This window comes from Thermaerobacter nagasakiensis (genome assembly GCF_055396825.1).
In genome coordinates, this window is sequence record NZ_AP043740.1 from 2,717,531 (window position 1) to 2,732,671 (window position 15,141).

At 74.6% G+C, this 15,141-nt stretch carries 12 protein-coding genes; 2 read left to right on the forward strand and 10 right to left on the reverse strand.

What is annotated here, in order from left to right; all coding sequences use genetic code 11:
• Nucleotides 1-4: 4 nt before the first annotated feature.
• The 5 genes from argF to argC all read right to left on the reverse strand — a co-directional run bounded on the left by argF (nucleotide 5) and on the right by argC (nucleotide 6,297).
• Nucleotides 5-1,006 carry an ornithine carbamoyltransferase gene (gene argF, locus ACZ5T9_RS11470; protein WP_464833223.1) on the reverse strand — a complete coding sequence of 334 codons (1,002 nt, stop codon included), beginning with the start codon at nucleotides 1,004-1,006 and terminating at the stop codon, nucleotides 5-7.
• Nucleotides 1,007-1,054: 48 nt separating this feature from the next.
• Nucleotides 1,055-2,533 carry an aspartate aminotransferase family protein gene (locus tag ACZ5T9_RS11475; protein WP_464833224.1) on the reverse strand — a complete coding sequence of 493 codons (1,479 nt, stop codon included), beginning with the start codon at nucleotides 2,531-2,533 and terminating at the stop codon, nucleotides 1,055-1,057.
• Nucleotides 2,530-3,675, reverse strand: a complete 1,146-nt coding sequence (gene argB, locus ACZ5T9_RS11480; protein ID WP_464833226.1) for an acetylglutamate kinase — start codon at nucleotides 3,673-3,675, stop codon at nucleotides 2,530-2,532. Before argB ends, ACZ5T9_RS11475 begins: the two co-directional genes overlap by 4 nt.
• A 34-nt stretch (nucleotides 3,676-3,709) precedes the next feature.
• Complete coding sequence (argJ, locus tag ACZ5T9_RS11485) at nucleotides 3,710-5,011, reverse strand: bifunctional glutamate N-acetyltransferase/amino-acid acetyltransferase ArgJ (protein WP_464833227.1); 1,302 nt, start codon at nucleotides 5,009-5,011, stop codon at nucleotides 3,710-3,712.
• 104 nt (nucleotides 5,012-5,115) lie between these two features.
• Nucleotides 5,116-6,297: an N-acetyl-gamma-glutamyl-phosphate reductase gene (gene argC, locus ACZ5T9_RS11490; RefSeq protein ID WP_464833228.1), complete on the reverse strand. Its 1,182-nt coding sequence runs from the start codon at nucleotides 6,295-6,297 to the stop codon at nucleotides 5,116-5,118.
• A 462-nt stretch (nucleotides 6,298-6,759) separates the two neighbouring features.
• Between argC and ACZ5T9_RS11495 the strand changes: the two genes are divergently transcribed.
• Nucleotides 6,760-7,593 carry a biotin transporter BioY gene (locus tag ACZ5T9_RS11495; RefSeq protein WP_464833229.1) on the forward strand — a complete coding sequence of 278 codons (834 nt, stop codon included), beginning with the start codon at nucleotides 6,760-6,762 and terminating at the stop codon, nucleotides 7,591-7,593.
• A 128-nt stretch (nucleotides 7,594-7,721) separates the two neighbouring features.
• Here the strand turns inward: ACZ5T9_RS11495 and pdxT are convergent, their stop codons facing one another.
• Both pdxT and pdxS read right to left on the reverse strand, forming a co-directional pair.
• Nucleotides 7,722-8,357 (reverse strand): pyridoxal 5'-phosphate synthase glutaminase subunit PdxT, encoded by a 636-nt coding sequence (gene pdxT / locus ACZ5T9_RS11500; protein WP_464833231.1) that lies wholly within the window; start codon nucleotides 8,355-8,357, stop codon nucleotides 7,722-7,724.
• Nucleotides 8,358-8,393: 36 nt separating this feature from the next.
• Nucleotides 8,394-9,233, reverse strand: coding sequence for a pyridoxal 5'-phosphate synthase lyase subunit PdxS (pdxS, locus tag ACZ5T9_RS11505; protein ID WP_464834449.1), 840 nt, complete (start codon nucleotides 9,231-9,233; stop codon nucleotides 8,394-8,396).
• 839 nt (nucleotides 9,234-10,072) lie between these two features.
• On the opposite strand from pdxS, the gene safA reads away from it, so the two are divergent.
• Nucleotides 10,073-11,107 carry a SafA/ExsA family spore coat assembly protein gene (safA, locus tag ACZ5T9_RS11510; RefSeq protein ID WP_464833232.1) on the forward strand — a complete coding sequence of 345 codons (1,035 nt, stop codon included), beginning with the start codon at nucleotides 10,073-10,075 and terminating at the stop codon, nucleotides 11,105-11,107.
• A 167-nt stretch (nucleotides 11,108-11,274) separates the two neighbouring features.
• Here safA and ACZ5T9_RS11515 read toward each other — a convergent pair whose 3' ends face one another.
• From ACZ5T9_RS11515 to ACZ5T9_RS11525, 3 genes are read right to left on the reverse strand one after another with little or no spacing between them, the layout of a single operon-like run.
• Nucleotides 11,275-12,984: an MDR family MFS transporter gene (locus tag ACZ5T9_RS11515; protein ID WP_464833234.1), complete on the reverse strand. Its 1,710-nt coding sequence runs from the start codon at nucleotides 12,982-12,984 to the stop codon at nucleotides 11,275-11,277.
• A complete protein-coding gene (locus tag ACZ5T9_RS11520) occupies nucleotides 12,981-13,325 on the reverse strand; it encodes an MTH1187 family thiamine-binding protein (RefSeq protein WP_006904318.1) in 345 nt (114 codons plus the stop codon). Before ACZ5T9_RS11520 ends, ACZ5T9_RS11515 begins: the two co-directional genes overlap by 4 nt.
• Nucleotides 13,326-13,356: 31 nt before the next feature.
• Nucleotides 13,357-14,940: a carboxypeptidase M32 gene (locus ACZ5T9_RS11525; RefSeq protein WP_006904319.1), complete on the reverse strand. Its 1,584-nt coding sequence runs from the start codon at nucleotides 14,938-14,940 to the stop codon at nucleotides 13,357-13,359.
• Between the last annotated feature and the right edge of the window lie 201 nt (nucleotides 14,941-15,141).

Consider the following 15,141-nt stretch of genomic DNA (forward strand, 5'->3'; position numbering starts at 1 on the left):
CTCGTCAGGCCAGAAGAGCCAGCAGAATGGCTTTCTGCGCGTGCAGCCGGTTTTCCGCCTGGTCCCACACCACCGAATGGGGACCGTCCAGCACGTCGGAGGTCACTTCCTCCCCCCGGTGGGCCGGCAGGCAGTGCATGAAGATGTAATCCGGGGCCGCGTGGGCCACCAGCTGGGCGTTCACCTGGTACGGGGCGAACGCCCGGCGGCGATCCTCCTCCTCGCCTTCCTGCCCCATGCTGGTCCAGACGTCGGTGTACACCACGTCGGCGCCCCGGACGGCGGTCACCGGGTCGTGGCCCACCTCCACCGTGGCGCCCGTGCCCCGGGCCAGGCTGGCGGCCAGGGCCAGGATCTCCGGGTGGGGCTCGTACCCCGGCGGGCAGGCCAGCCGCAGGTGCAGGCCCAGCAGGGCCGCGCCCAGCAGCCAGGTGTGGGCCACGTTGTTGCTGTCGCCGACGTACGCCACCCGGATCCCCCGCAGCCGGCCCTTGTGCTCGCGGATGGTGAGCAGGTCGGCCATGACCTGGCAGGGGTGGTAGAGGTCCGTCAGGCCGTTGATCACGGGGATGGTGGCCGCCGCGGCCAGTTCCTCCACGGTGGCGTGGGAGTAGGCCCGCACCATCAGGGCATCGACATAGCGGGACAGCACCCGGGCGGTGTCGGCCAGGGTCTCGCCGCGGCTCAGCTGGAGTTCCCGCGGGCTCAGGTTGAGCACGCGGCCGCCCAGCTGCTGCATTCCCACCTCGAAGGAGACCCGGGTGCGGGTGGAGGGCTTTTCGAAGATCATGGCCAGGGTCTTGCCGTAGAGGGGTTCACCGCCCCGGCCCGCCTGCCAGTCCTGCTTGAGGGCGGCCGCCAGGTCCAAGAGGCCCACCAGCTCGTCGGGGGTGAAATCACCCAGCGTCAGGAAGTCCCGCCCGGCCAGGGCGGGCACAGGCTGGGGCGTGCCCGGCGCCGGCATGGCCAGCGGTCCGGCCCCTCCTGCCTTCGTCCACGGGTTCACCGCGCTCCCTCCCGTCTCCGTCCAGACCTGGGCCCATGGGGCCCCTCCTCAGGCCGTCGCCCGGGTCACCCGGGCCAGGGCCCGCTCCAGTCGCTCCACCGCCTGGTCCAGCTCATCCACCGTGATGGTCAGGGGCGGGAGGAACCGGACCACGCGGCCTCCTGCCACGGTCACCAGCAGGCCCTCGGCGAAGCAGGCCTCCACGACCGGGGCTGCCGGGCCGTCCAGCACCAAGCCCAGCATCAGGCCCCGGCCCCTGACCTCGCGGCAGCCGGGGTAGCGCCGCGCCAGCTGGGCCAGGCGGGTGCGGAGATACTCCCCCAGGTCTGCCGCGCGGGCCGGCAGGTTCTCCCGCTCCAGCACGTCCAGGGTGGCCAGGGCGGCGGTGGCCGCCAGGGGGTTGCCCCCGAAGGTCGACGCATGGGTCCCCGGTCCCAGGAGCTCGGCCAGCCGGCCGCTGGCCAGCATGGCCCCGATGGGCACGCCGTTGGCCAGCGCCTTGGCCAGGGTGACCACGTCGGGCCGGACCCCTTCCCCCTGCATGGCCAGGAAGGTGCCCGTGCGGCCGCAGCCCGTCTGGACCTCGTCGGCGATCAGGAGCAGCCCGTGGCGGTCGCACAGCTCCCGCAGCCCCGCCAGGAACCCGGGAGCCGGAGGCACCACGCCGCCCTCCCCCTGGATGGGTTCCACCAGGATGGCGCAAGTGCGGGGCGTGATGGCGGCCGCCACCGCCTCCAGGTCGTTGAAGGGAACGTGGCGAAAGCCGCCAGGCAGGGGGCCGAACCCCTCGTGGTAGTGGGGCTGGCCGGTGGCCGCCAGGGCGCCCAGGGTGCGGCCGTGGAAGCTGCCGCTGAAGGCGATGATCTCCGGGCCGTCGCCGCCCTCGCCCGCCGCGGCGGGACCCGCTCCCGAAGCCGCGGCGGAACCGCCGCCCCGGCGCAACCACCCGTACCTCCGGGCCAGCTTGATGGCCGCCTCGTTGGCCTCGGCCCCGCTGTTGGCAAAGAAGGCGCAATCCAGGCCCGTGAGCCGGGCCAGGCGCCGGGCCAGTTCTTCCTGCTGGGGGATCCGGTACAGGTTGGAGCAGTGCAAGAGCTGGCCGGCCTGGTGCCGGATGGCCTCGGTCACCGCGGGGTGGGCGTGGCCCAGCACGGTGACGCCGATGCCGCTGGTGCAGTCGAGCCAGGCCCGGCCCTCCTGGTCATAGAGCCACGCCCCCTGGCCGCGGGCGAAGGCCACGGGCAGCCGCCGGTAGTTGGGGAAGAGATGCGACCCCGGCACGGATCCCGTCGGTGCCACCTCCGACGCCACCGCCGCCGGGGCTGCGGGCAGTGCCGCCGCCGGCGCCGCGGCAGAAGTGGCCGGTACGCCCTCTGGTGCCGCCTTCGCAGTTGCTGCTGCCCCTCCGGCGGCTGCCCCTGGTGCCGCCCCCACGGCCCGTTCCGCCGCCGCCGCGGTCCCCGCAGCCGCTTCCGGTGCCCCCGCGGCCGGCCCTGGGGCCGCCGCGCCCGCTTCCTCCACCGTCATGCTCCCCGTTCCTCCCCCTGGGCTACCACCATGGTCCCGACCCCCTCGCTGGTGAAGAGCTCGACCAGCAGGGCGTGGGGCCGCCGGCCGTCGATGATGTGCACACTGCCCGCACCCGCCGCCAGGGCCCGCAGCCCTGCCTGCACCTTGGGCACCATGCCGCCGCGGATCTCCCCGCGGGCGATGAGTTCCCGGGCGGTGGCGGCGTCCAGGCTGGAGAGGGTTTCCGGCCGGCCGTCCCCGTCCCGGTCGGCCATCACCCCCGGCACGTCGGTCAGGAAGACCAGCTTTTCCGCGCCCAGGGCTCCCGCCACCGCCGCGGCGGCGTCGTCGGCGTTGACGTTGTACCGCACGCCCCCCTCCCCCACCGCCAGGGGCGCGATCACCGGGACGAACCCGGCCCCCAGCAGCTGTTCCAGGAAGGCCGTGTTCACCGCGACGATCTCGCCGACGAAGCCGATGTCCCGGCCGCCGGGACGCTTGGGACGGGCCTGGAGGAGCCCGGCGTCGCAGCCGGACAGGCCGACGGCCAGCGGCCGGCCGGCGGCCTGGTTGAGCCCCGTCACCAGCGCCTTGTTCACCTGCCCGGCCAGGACCATCTCCACCACCGCCAGGGTGGCGGCGTCGGTGACGCGCAGGCCGTCGACGAACCGGGCGGGCAGGTCGAGCCGGTCGAGCCACGCGGTGATGGCCTTGCCCCCGCCGTGGACCACCACCGGCCGGACCCCCAGGGCCCGCAGCATGGCGATGTCCTGGAGGACGGCGTCGCCCCCGCAGATGGGGGCAGCGGGGATGGTCGCGGCCCCCTCGGGCACGGGCGCCCGACCCGGCCCCCCGACCCCTGACCCGCCCGGGGCCTGTTCCCAGGAGGAAGGGCTCCCCGGTGCCCGGGCCGGGCCGGCAGCTTCCCGCCCCGGGGCAGGACCGCACCCGGGCACCGGCGCCCGGCCCGGGGCGGGACCCAGGGTGGAGCCCCCGTGCTTGACGACGATAATCCGGCCGGCAAAGCGCTGCACCCAGGGCAGCACGTCGGTCAGGACGGCCGCCTTGACCTCCGCCGGCAGACCGGGGGCAGCCAGGCCGGCCGGGCCGCCGCCGCCCGCCTGCTCCACCGTCCCTTCCTGAAGGGCCTCCAGGGCCACGGCTGGGTTCCTCCCTCCCCCGCCGCTCGACCGCCTAGGTGCGGTAGCTGGCGTTGATGTGCACGTAATCCGGACTCAGGTCGCAGCCGTAGGCCCGGCCCCGGCCCGGCCCGGCACCCAGCCGCAGCCGGATCAGCACCTCGGTCGAGCGCAGGTAGTCCGCAGCGGCCGCCTCGTCGAAGGGCACCCCCAGGCCTCCGCGGCAGACCGGCACGGGGCCGAGGTCGATGTCCACCCGGGAGGGATCGAGGTCAACCCCCGAGCGGCCGGCGGCGGCGAGAATCCGGCCCCAGTTGGCATCGGCCCCGTGCACCGCCGACTTGACCAGCGGTGAGGAGGCCACCGTACGGGCCACCTGCCGGGCCGCGGCGTCGTCGGGGGCGCCTTCCACCTCCACGGTGATCAGGCGCGTCGCCCCTTCGCCGTCGGCGGCGATCTCCCGGGCCAGCCGGTCGCAGACGGCCTCGGCCGCCGCGGCCCAGGCCTCCCAGCCCGGAAGGCCCGGCGCCAGGGGCGGCCCGCCGGCCCGGCCGCTGGCCAGCACCACCACCATGTCGTTGGTGCTGGTGTCGCCGTCCACGGTGATGCAGTTGAACGTGCGCTCGGTGGCCTGGCGCAGCCAGGCCTGCAGCGCTTGTGGCTCCACCGCCGCGTCGGTGGTGATGAAGGCCAGCATGGTGGCCATCTGGGGGTGGATCATCCCCGACCCCTTGGCGGCCCCGCCGATGCGGGCGAACCGTCCCTCCCCGGGTCCCGGCAGCTGGCAGAGGGCGCCCCACTGCTTGGTGCGGGTGTCGGTGGTGAGGATCGCCTCGGCAAAGGCGTCGCCGCCCGCCGGCCCCGTCACCGCCGGCAGGGCCGCCAGCCCCTGGCGCACGGCCGCCATGGGCATGGGCTCGCCGATGACCCCCGTCTGGGCCACCGCCACCAGCTCGGGCGCCACGCCCAGCACCGCGGCCGCCAGCGCCTGGATCTCCACCGCGTCGGCGGCCGCCCGGGGCGTGCAGACGTTGGCGTTGCCGCTGTTGCAGACCACCGCCTGCAGGTGCCCGCCCGACGCCGCCAGGGCATCCCGGGTCACGTCCAGGCAGGGGGCGTGGACCCGGTTCCGGGTGTAGACGGCCGCCGCCGCACAGGGCGCATCGGCCACGATCCAGCCCAGGTCGGGCTTGCGTTTCTTGATGCCGCAGTGCAGGCCGCCGGCCCGGAAGCCGGCGGGCGCCGTGACACCCCAGCCCGGCTGCAGGGCATACCCGCCCGCCGCCGGCGCGGGGACCGGACCCGGCCCGGCCGCCGGCATGGCCGTGGAGGTGGCCACCCCATCCTGCTGGTTCATCCCGAACTCCTTCCCGGCCCTTCACCCGGTGCCCGCCCGGCCCGCCCCGGGGACGCCCTGCGCCGGCGGCCCGCGGGAGCCCGGCACGGCCCGGCGCCGTGCCCTCAGGGGAAGAGGGGCACCAGGTCGAGGCCCGTGGTCTCATCCCAGCCGGCCATGAGGTTGAGGTTCTGCACCGCCTGGCCGGCCGCACCCTTGACCAGGTTGTCAATGGCGGCGAACACGGTGATCCAGCCGGTGCGCGGGTCGTAGTGCAAGCCGATGTCGCACAGGTTCGAACCCTGCACGTGCTTGATGGCCGGCACCTGCCCCGGCGGAAGAACCCGCACGAAAGGCTTGCCGGCGTAGAAGGACCGGTACAGGCCGTAGAGGGCCTCGCCCGGATCGCTGGCCGCCTCCGCTAGCGGTTCCTGGCCCGCCGCCGCCTCGCCGCCCGGGAAGCCCCGTTCCTGCCCCGGCGGCCGGGTCCCCTGGCCCCCGGCCCGGCCAGGGCCGGACCGGGGCTGCCAGCCCGCCGGCGGCCGCACGTAGCAGGTGGCCAGGATGCCGCGGGTGACCGGCAGGAGGTGGGTGGTCAGCAGCACCGTCACGTCCCGGCCGGCCAGCCAGCCCAGCACCTGTTCCACCTCGGGTGTGTGCTGGTGCCGCCCCACCTTGTAGGGCGCGAAGTTTTCGTTCACCTCGGCGAAGGCCGTGGCCAGGGAGGCGCTCCGCCCGGCGCCGGAGACGCCGCTCTTGGCGTCCACCACCACCTGGCCCCCGGCCAGCGCTCCCGCCACCGCCAGGGGCGCCAGGGCCAGGAGGATGGCCGTGGGGTAGCAGCCGGGGTTGGCCACCAGCCGGGCCGTGCGGATCCGGCCAGAAAACAGCTCGCTCAGGCCGTACACCGCCTCCGCCTGGAGGGCAGGATCGACGGCGGGCCGCCCGTACCAGGCCTCGTAGGACTGGCGGGGCAGGCGCAGGTCCCCGCTGAGGTCGATCACTCGCACCCCCCGCTCCCGGGCGGGCGGGAAGACCTGCGGCAGCAGCGCCGCCGCCTGCCCGCTGGGCAGGGCCAGGAAGACAAAGTCGGCCTCCAGCCGGTCCCAGAGGTCGGGGCGGGCGGCGTCGGCCAGGTCCAGGGACACCAGGCCCCGCAGGTGGGGGAACACCGCCGCCATGGGCTCGCCCGCCCGGGACGAACCGGCCACCGCCACCAGCTCGACCCGAGGGTGGCGCGCCAGCAGCCGCACCAGCTCCCCACCCGCGTACCCGCTTGCTCCCAGCACCGCAACCCTTGCTGTCACCGCTGGCCTCTCCTTCCCCGCATTCCCCGCCGCCGGCACCCCGGCCGGGCGGGGCCGTCCCCGCGGCGGGCCCGCCGGCCCGCTACCGGCCGTCCCACCGCCGGGGCGCCCGGGCCGGGAGGTGCCTGCCGGAACCGGGCCGGTGCCGGCGGGTACCCCGGTCGCCACGCCAGCCGGGTCCCCCGGGCGAACCGGTCCGGCACTTGTGTATGAGTATACGTCCGTATGTATATTAATGCAATCCGTTGCGGAGGCTTCCTTACCGTGGGGGAAGGGATGGGTACCACAGGAGGTGGGCTTCCGGTTCATTCCTGACGGCTGTATTGTCAACCTAACACTATATAAGGTTGACAATGGGCGCGACCCGGGGTAGGCTGGTACCGTTACCAGCCGGCGCCCGGAGCAGGCCCATCCCCGGCCTGACCTGCCGGGCCCTGCCGGCCTGCCGAGGAGGGACGGACCATGCCATCCCAGCCCCCGCTGGATGCCCCGGACCGGGGGGCCCGGGCCGCCCCGGCCGGATCGCCGGCCGGAGAGGCGGCGGGGCCTGCGCCCCTGGCCGGGCCGGCCCACCCCACCCGCCTGGCACCGGGAGGAAGCCGCACCGGCGATCTGGCAGCAGCTTCGGGCAGTACCGCGGCCACCCTGCGCCCGCTGGTCCTGGCGGGCCTGATGGCCGGGCTGACCGCCGTCCTCAGCTACCTGCGGATCCCGCTCCCCTTCACCCCCGTGCCCATCACGGGGCAGACCCTGGGCGTCATGCTTTCCGGGCTGCTCCTGGGCCCGCGCTGGGGCTTCGCCGCCCAGCTGGCGTACCTCTTGCTGGGCATCGCGGGCGTACCCGTCTTCGCCGGGGGCGCGGCGGGGCTCGCCGTGGTGCTCGGCCCCACCGGCGGGTTCCTCCTGAGCTATCCCCTGGCCGCCGGGCTGACCGGGCTTCTTTTCCGGGCCGGCACCGCCCACCGCCCGGGGCCGGCCAGTGGCGGCGAAGGGGCCCGGGGCGGCCCACGGACCACGGCACAGGCCGCGCAGCCGGCCCGGGATCAAGCCGCCTCCCCCGCTCGGGCGCCCGGCTTCGGCCGGGCCTTCCTGGCCAGCGTGGCGGGCGGCATCCTGCTGGTGTATGCCATCGGTGCACCCTGGCTCGCCGTGGAGACGGGCACGCCGTGGCCGGGGGTGGCAACCGCCGCCGTGCTGCCCTTCGTCCCGGGCGACCTGGCCAAGGCGCTGGTGGCGGCCTGGCTGGCGCCACGGGTGCTGCGGGCCCTGGGCGGCCGGCTCGCTCCCGGCATCTGAAAACGCCTCATCCCCCCGCCGCCAGGGGCCGCGGGAAGGCCGGCGGGCCTGTCCGATCCCGGGCAGGCCCGCCGGCCGCTTCGACCTCTTTTTGCCCGCTCGTCAACTCCGGCCTGTCCCGCCGCCGCTCATGCCGCCAGCAGCGAGAGGAAGAGCCGGGCCACCCGCAGGTCCTCACCCAGCTCCGGGTGGAAGGTGCTGGCCATGCAGCGCCCCTGCCGCACCAGCACGGGCCGGCCCCGAAAGCGGGCCAGGACCTCCACCCCGGCGCCGGCGGACTCCACCACCGGTGCCCGGATGAACAGGGCCCGCACGGGGGCATCGCCCAGGGCGGGTACCTCCAGGTCCGCCTCGAAGCTGTCCACCTGGCGGCCGTAGCCGTTGCGCACCACGGCCAGGTCCAGCAGGCCCAGCCGGGGCGGCTGGCCTCCCTCCACCTGCCGGGCCAGCAGGATCAGGCCTGCGCAGGTGCCGAACAGGGCCAGGTCGCCGCGCCGGCTGCGTTCCGCCACGGCAGCCAGGAGCCCGGCCCGCTCCATCAGCCGGCCGATGGCCGTGCTCTCCCCTCCCGGAAGAACCAGCCCCTCGAGCCCCTCCAGGTCCCGGGGCACCCGCACGGGCCGCACCGCGGCGCCGGCCCGCCGGAAGTAGTCCAGGTGCTCGCTGACATCGCCCTGCAGGGCCAGGACACCGACGCGGGGCCGGTCCTCCCCGGCACCGTGCCCCCGGCCGCCGGCGTCGTCACCGCCTGTCCCGAACGCCACCTCGCCCCTCCCCTTTCCGTCGCTCCGGCACCGCCGTCAGGCGCTGCGCTGCTGCATCCGCTGGTCTGCCGCCAGGCTGGCCGCCGCCACCCCGGCCATGGCCTCCCCCAGGCCGCCCGAGATCCGGGCCAGCCAGGCGGGATCGTCGTAATGGGCTACGGCCTCCACGATGGCCCGGGCCCGGGCGGCGGGGTTCTCCGACTTGAAGATCCCCGACCCGACGAACACGCCGTCGGCGCCCAGCTGCATCATCAGGGCGGCGTCGGCCGGGGTGGCGATGCCGCCCGCCGCGAAATTCACCACCGGCAAGCGGCCCAAGCGCCGCACGTCCTGCAAAAGCTCCACCGGCGCCCCCAGATCCCGGGCCAGGGCCACCAGCTCCTCCTCCCCGGCGGCGCAAACCTGGCGAATCTGCTCGTTCATCCGCCGCATGTGGCGCACGGCCTCGGCCACGTCGCCCGTGCCGGGCTCGCCCTTGGTGCGGATCATGGCCGCCCCCTCGGCGATGCGGCGCAACGCCTCGCCCAGGTCCCGGGCCCCGCAGACGAAGGGCACGGTGAAGGCATGCTTGTCGATATGGAAGCGGTCGTCGGCGGGGGTCAGCACCTCGCTCTCGTCGATGAAGTCGACCCCCAGGGCCTCCAGGATCTGCGCCTCGACAAAATGCCCGATCCGGCACTTGGCCATCACGGGAATGGTCACCGCCTCCATGATGGCCCGGATCCGGTCCGGGTCCGCCATGCGGGCCACCCCGCCCGCCGCCCGGATGTCGGCCGGCACGCGCTCCAAGGCCATCACCGCCACCGCCCCGGCCTCCTCGGCGATGCGAGCCTGCTCGGGGGTGGTGACGTCCATGATCACGCCGCCCTTGAGCATGCGGGCCAGGCCCGTCTTCAGGGCCCAGGTGCCCCGCAGGGGCCGGCCGGAGTCCCGGCCGGGTTCCTCCCCCGTCGCGACCGGCTCCGTCCCTGCCCGGGCCCGGACGGGTTCCCGGACCTCTCCCACCAGCTGGTCGCTGGCCACCGGCTCCACCTCCCACCATGCCGCCGGCATCGCCCGCGGGGCCGTTCTGATAAAAGAACCCGGCGCCATCGGGAGGATGGGCGCCGGGCAGAGGTTTCCCGCAAGGGTACGGGGGACCCTTGCCTGGACGGGCGGTGCCGGGCGGGGGGCCGGCGGGCGGATCCCGGCCAGCGGTCGGGCAGCGGCCAGGGACCTGGCAGGCCGCCGCGGCCGGACGGAGACTCCGCAGGCCGCCGGCGGCTGGCCGGTCTTTCGCCGCTGGGCGGCCACCAGGGAACCAGCCGTCCCGCGCCCGCAACGCCCGGGTGCGCCACCTCTGCCCGTTCGGACTATACCGTCGGCTCCGGATTCTCACCGGATCAACCGCCGAGGCTGGCAGGCTCGTGGGCTGGCCCGCACCCGGGCCGCCCCATCACTGCCGGTCGGGAATTGGTGCCGGCACCAGGGCCGGCACCTCACCCTGCCCCAAAGGAAAGGCACACCACGTGGCGATGCAGCGTTTGTTATCCCTACCATGACGCCGCCGGCGCGATCTGTCAACGGCCCCCGGGCCGCAAGGGCGGCACCCGGTCCCGGACGCGCCCGCGCCATGGGTTCCGCGCCCGATTGCCTGTGCGAAAGCCCAAGCTCGGTCCCCGCCCGGGACCTGCCCCCCGCGGCCGGCATACATCGCCGTGGGAGGTGGAACACCGATGGCCCATGACGATGCTCGACCCACGGGCGGTGCCGGGGTCGAACCGGACACCCCGGAAGAAACCCGCGCAGCGCAGATTGCCGCCGGCGGCCCAGGTGAACCGGCCGGCGTGACGGAGCAGGCGGCGGCCAGCGAGGAGGTGGCCGCCGGGGCGGCCGGCGGCCCCATGGCCCCGCAGCTGCCGCCGCCGCCCCCGTGCCCCAACGGGTTCATCTACACGGTGCAGCCGGGGGACACCCTGTTCCTTATCGCCCAGCGGTTCGGGGTGAGCCTGCAGGCGCTGATCGCGGCCAACCCGCAGATCCCCAACCCCAGCCTGATCTTCCCCGGCCAGCAGATCTGCGTGCCCACCGGGGTGTTCCCGCCGCCGCCGCCGTGCCCCAACGGGTTCATCTACACGGTGCAGCCCGGCGACACCCTGTTCCTCATCGCCCAACGGTTCGGGGTGAGCCTGCAGGCGCTGATCGCGGCCAACCCGCAGATCACCAATCCCAACCTGATCTTCCCCGGCCAGCAGATCTGCGTGCCGGTGGGCGGCCCGCCCCAGGTGCCCACGGTGGAGTGCTGCATGCTGCTCTTCCGCACGGCCAACGTGCCCCGGGGACCGGAGGCCGGCGGGGTGGCCCGCATCTTCCAGTCGGCCGCGGCGGGCGCCAACGTGCTGATCGGCACCATCGACCTGCCGGCGCCGACCACCTTCGGCGGCAACACCTTCGTGGCCTGGCTGCGGGGCGTGGCGCCCAACGGCCGCACCGTCAAGGTCCCCCTGGTCCGGACGAACCCGCTGCTGACGCCGCGGGTCTGGGCCGGCTCCCTGGCGGTGCCGCCGGGCAAGCAGCTGGCGCCCTTCAACGACCTGATCGTCACCGCCGAGCTCAGCGCCGACGTGATGCAGCCCAGCCTCAACCGGATCGTGCTGATCGGCCTGTTCGCCCAGTGCCAGCCCCAGCTCCTGTTGGGAGGCAACCCCGGGCCGGCCGCCGGCGGGAGCGGAGGCCAGGGCGGCTCGGGCGGCTCGGGGTGCTGCGGTTGACGGCCTCCGCGCCACAGGGCGCTCCTTCACGGGCCAGGGGGCCGGGACACCCGGGTGTCCCGGCCCCCTGGCCCTTCAGCGGCGACCGCCGCCGTCACCGGCCGCCCGCCGGGAAGCGGGCCGGGCAGCCCGGTACCTGGCGGCCGCGGGGTGGGGCCACCGCCAGCTCAGCGGTCGTCCGCCGGGGAGCGTTCACCCGCCGGGGAGCGGCCGGCCGCGGCCGGTTCGACCCCCCGGGGCAGGGTGCGGGTGATGGGCAGGACCAGCACCGCCAGGCCCAGCACCACCGTCATGGCCGCCCGGAAGGCGACGGCCAGGGCCTGGCGCAGCGCCTCCAGGGCAGCGGGATCCAGGGCGGCCCGCCGCTGGGGATCCAGCAGCCAGTTGCCGGCATCAGCCCCCAGGCGGGCCAGGCCGGGCTGGCCTGCAGCCAGCAGGGCGCCTTCCAGCCGGGTGTTGATCACCCCGCCCAGCAGGGCGGCGCCCACGGCGCTGCCCAGCATGCGGGCGAAGGCCTGGGATCCCGTGGCCACGCCCCGCTCATGGCGGGGCACCGACTCCTGGATCGACACGATGTAGGTCGTCATGGCCAGCCCCATGCTGACGCCCACCAGGAAACAGCCGGCGGCCACCTGCAGCGGCGACCCATCGGGGCCGGTCAGCCACAGCACCAGCATACCGGCGATGCCGAACAGGGATCCCGTCACGGCGGTGGCGCGGAAGCCCCAGCGCATCATCAGCCGGCCGGAGATGGTGCTCGCCAGGGGCCAGCCGATGGACAGGGTGGCCACGGCAAAGCCCGCCACCACGGGCGAGCGTCCCAGGACCCCCTGCACGAAGGTGGGGACGGTGGACGACAGCCCCACCAGGATGATCCCGCCCACCAGCCCGCCCAGGTTCCCCGCCCGGATGACGGGCCGGCCCAGCAGTTCCAGGGGCAGCAGGGGCTCGGGCGCCCGCCGCTCCTGGCGGACGAACATCCAGCCCGCGCCGAGCGCCATGGCCAGCAGGGCCGCCGTGGTTCCCGAGAGCCAGGGCCAGGCGCTGCCTCCCTCCACCAGCTGGACCAGCAGGGCCGAGACGGCCACCACCATCCAGAAGGAACCGGCCAGGTCGACGGCCACCCGGCCGTGGCGCGGCGGCTCGTGCAGGAACAGCGCCAGGCCCAGGCAGGCCAGCAGGCCGATGGGCAGGTTGATATAGAACACCCACGGCCAGCCGGCATACTGGACCAGCAGGCCGCCGGCCGCCGGCCCCACCACCGCCGAGACGCCCCACACGCTGGACAGGTAGCCCTGGATGCGCGCCCGTTCTTCCAGCCGGTAGAGGTCGCCGACGATGGTCATGGTGATGGGCTGCACCGCCCCGGCGCCCAGCCCCTGCAGGGCCCGGTAGGCCACCAGCTGCCCGATGGTGCTGGCCGTGCCGCACAGGGCCGAACCCAGGAGGAACAGGCCGGCGCCGGCCAGGAACACGGGCTTGCGGCCGTACAGGTCGGCCAGCTTGCCGTAGATGGGCACCGACGCCGCCGACGTCAGAAGAAAGGCCGAGAAGACCCAGCTGAACCGGGCGAAGCCCCCCAGGTCCGCCACGATGGACGGGATCGCCGTGGCCACGATGGTCCCCTCGATGGCCGCCATGAACATGGCCAGCATGAGGGCCGCCAGGATGAGCCCCTTGTGGGTGGCGCCCACCTGGGTACCGGCGGAGGCCGCACTCCTGCCGGCCGCGGCCGGTCCGGTCTCGGCCCCCGCGGGTCCTGCCCCCCGCGCCGCGGGTCCGGGCGTCCCGGCCAGGCCGGCCGGGCGGGCCGCCGCCGGTATCCCGGCGCCCCCTGCCGCCCCCGGGTGGCCCGGATGGCGCCGCCGGTCCTTCACGACGGGCGGGCCCCGGCGCCCGGAGCCCCTTCACCCTGGGTCGCAGCCAGCCGCCGCTCCACGGCCGCCACCTTGTCTGCCATGGTCTGGGCCCGGTCCCGGCGGTCGTCGATCTTGATCACCGTGGACACCCGCCGGGCCCCGCCCTCGAACATGGCCTCGTGCATGGCCCGGATCAGGCGCAGGATCTCGTCCAGGTCGCCCTCCAGGGTGGTAAACATGGGCCCCACCTGGTAACGCACCCGGTCCTGGCCGGCCAGCACCTCAAGGGCCCTGGCCACCCAGGGGCTGACGCTCACCCCCTCCCCCACGGGAGCGATGCTGACGGCTACGATGGCCACGGTTCCACCTCCCCCGAATCAGAGCCCGTCATCAGAGCCCGTAGAGCTCTCCGTACTTGCGGCGGATGTAGCGCAGGAAGGGCTGCTCGCTGAGCTCGGCACCCGTGACCCGGCGCACCAGTTCCAGAGGCTCGTACCGGGCGCCGTGCCGGTGCACGTGCTGCCGCATCCATTGCAGGACGCCGCCCAGCCGCCCGCGGGCGATCTCCTCCGGCAGGCCGGGTTCGTCCCGCAGGGCCGCCTCCCAGAGCTGCAGGGCGATCAGGTTGCCCAGGGCATAGCTGGGGAAATAGCCGAAGCCGCCCCAGGACCAGTGGATGTCCTGCAGCACGCCCTCCACGTCGTGCGCCGGTTCGATGCCCAGGTAGGCCCGGGTCTTCTCCCGCCAGGCGCCGGGCAGGTCGTCCACGGGCAGGTCGCCCGACAGGAGGGCCAGCTCCAGCTCGAACCGCAGCATGATGTGAAGATTATAGGTAACCTCGTCGGCGTCCACCCGGATCAGCGACGGGCGCGAGCGGTTGACCGCCCGGTACATCGCCTCGGCGTCCACGCCGGCCAGCTGCTGCGGGAAACGGGCCTGGACCCGCGGGAAGAAGAAACGCCAGAACTCCCGGGAACGCCCGATCACGTTCTCCCACAGCCGGCTCTGGGACTCGTGCACCGCCGAGGAGGCGCCGTCGGCCAGGGGGGTCCGGTGCCAGGCGGCGGGGAAGCCCTGCTCGTACAAGCCGTGGCCGCCCTCGTGCAGGCTGCTGAAGAATGCCGGCCCGAAGACGCGGGGGTTGATGCGGGTGGTCAGCCGCACGTCGCCGGTGGCCAGGGGCGCGGTGAAAGGGTGGATGGACCGGTCCTGGCGTCCCCGCTGGAAATCGAAGCCGATGGCCTCCAGGGCCTCCAGGGTGATCTCCCACTGGGCGGCGTCGGGGTAATCGCCATGGAGGAAGTCGTCCCGCACCCGGTCCTGCCGCTCGGCGATAGCCTGGACCAGTGGGACCAGGCCTTCCTTGAGGCGGGCGAAGAGCTCCCGCACCTGCCGCGTGCGCATGCCCGGCTCGTGGCCCTCCAGAAGGGCGTCGTACCGCTCTTCGGGGTAGCCCAGGGCGTCGGCCATCTGGCGGCGCAGCTCAAGCAGCCGGGCCAGGGCCGGGGCAAAGACGGCGAACCGCTGCTGGGAGCGGGCCTCCACCCAGGCCTGGTACCCCTGGGACGACGCCCGGGCCAGTTCGGCCACCAGGTCCGGAGGAACCCGGCGCGCCCGCTCGTAGTCCCGGCGGGTGACCCGCAGGAGGGCGGCGGCGTCGCTCTCCGGGTCCAGCTGGGCTTCCCACCCGGCCAGCTCGTCCAGCCACTGCCCCACCTCGGGAGCCGTAAAGGCCTCGTGGGCCAGCCGGTTTAGGGTCGCCTTCTGTTCGGCCCGGGCCGCCGCTCCGCCGGGCGGCATGTTGACCTCCTCGTCCCAGTTCAGCAGGGTGGTCGCCGCGTGAAGATCGCTCACCTGCCCCAGCCGCTCCAGCAGGCGATGGTAGGCCGGCGGCGCGTCCGGCGGCACCAGGCCGGTCGCCCGGCCCGTTGCGGTCACTCCTCTCGTGGCGTCCTGCACCGGCGTCTCTGGCATATCCCTTCTCCTTTCCTGCCCGCAGCCGGGGCCGGCCCCGAGCCCCGCCGGCCCCGGCGACACCATGGGCCCGGACCCGGCCGGATCGGTGCGGAGGGGTGGCCGGGGGCGGGGGCTTGCCTGTCCGGGGCCATGGTGCTTTTTTTGGATATGTTGCGGTTCGGCGGCGGGCCGGTCAAAGCCTGCCAGATCCCGGCGAAG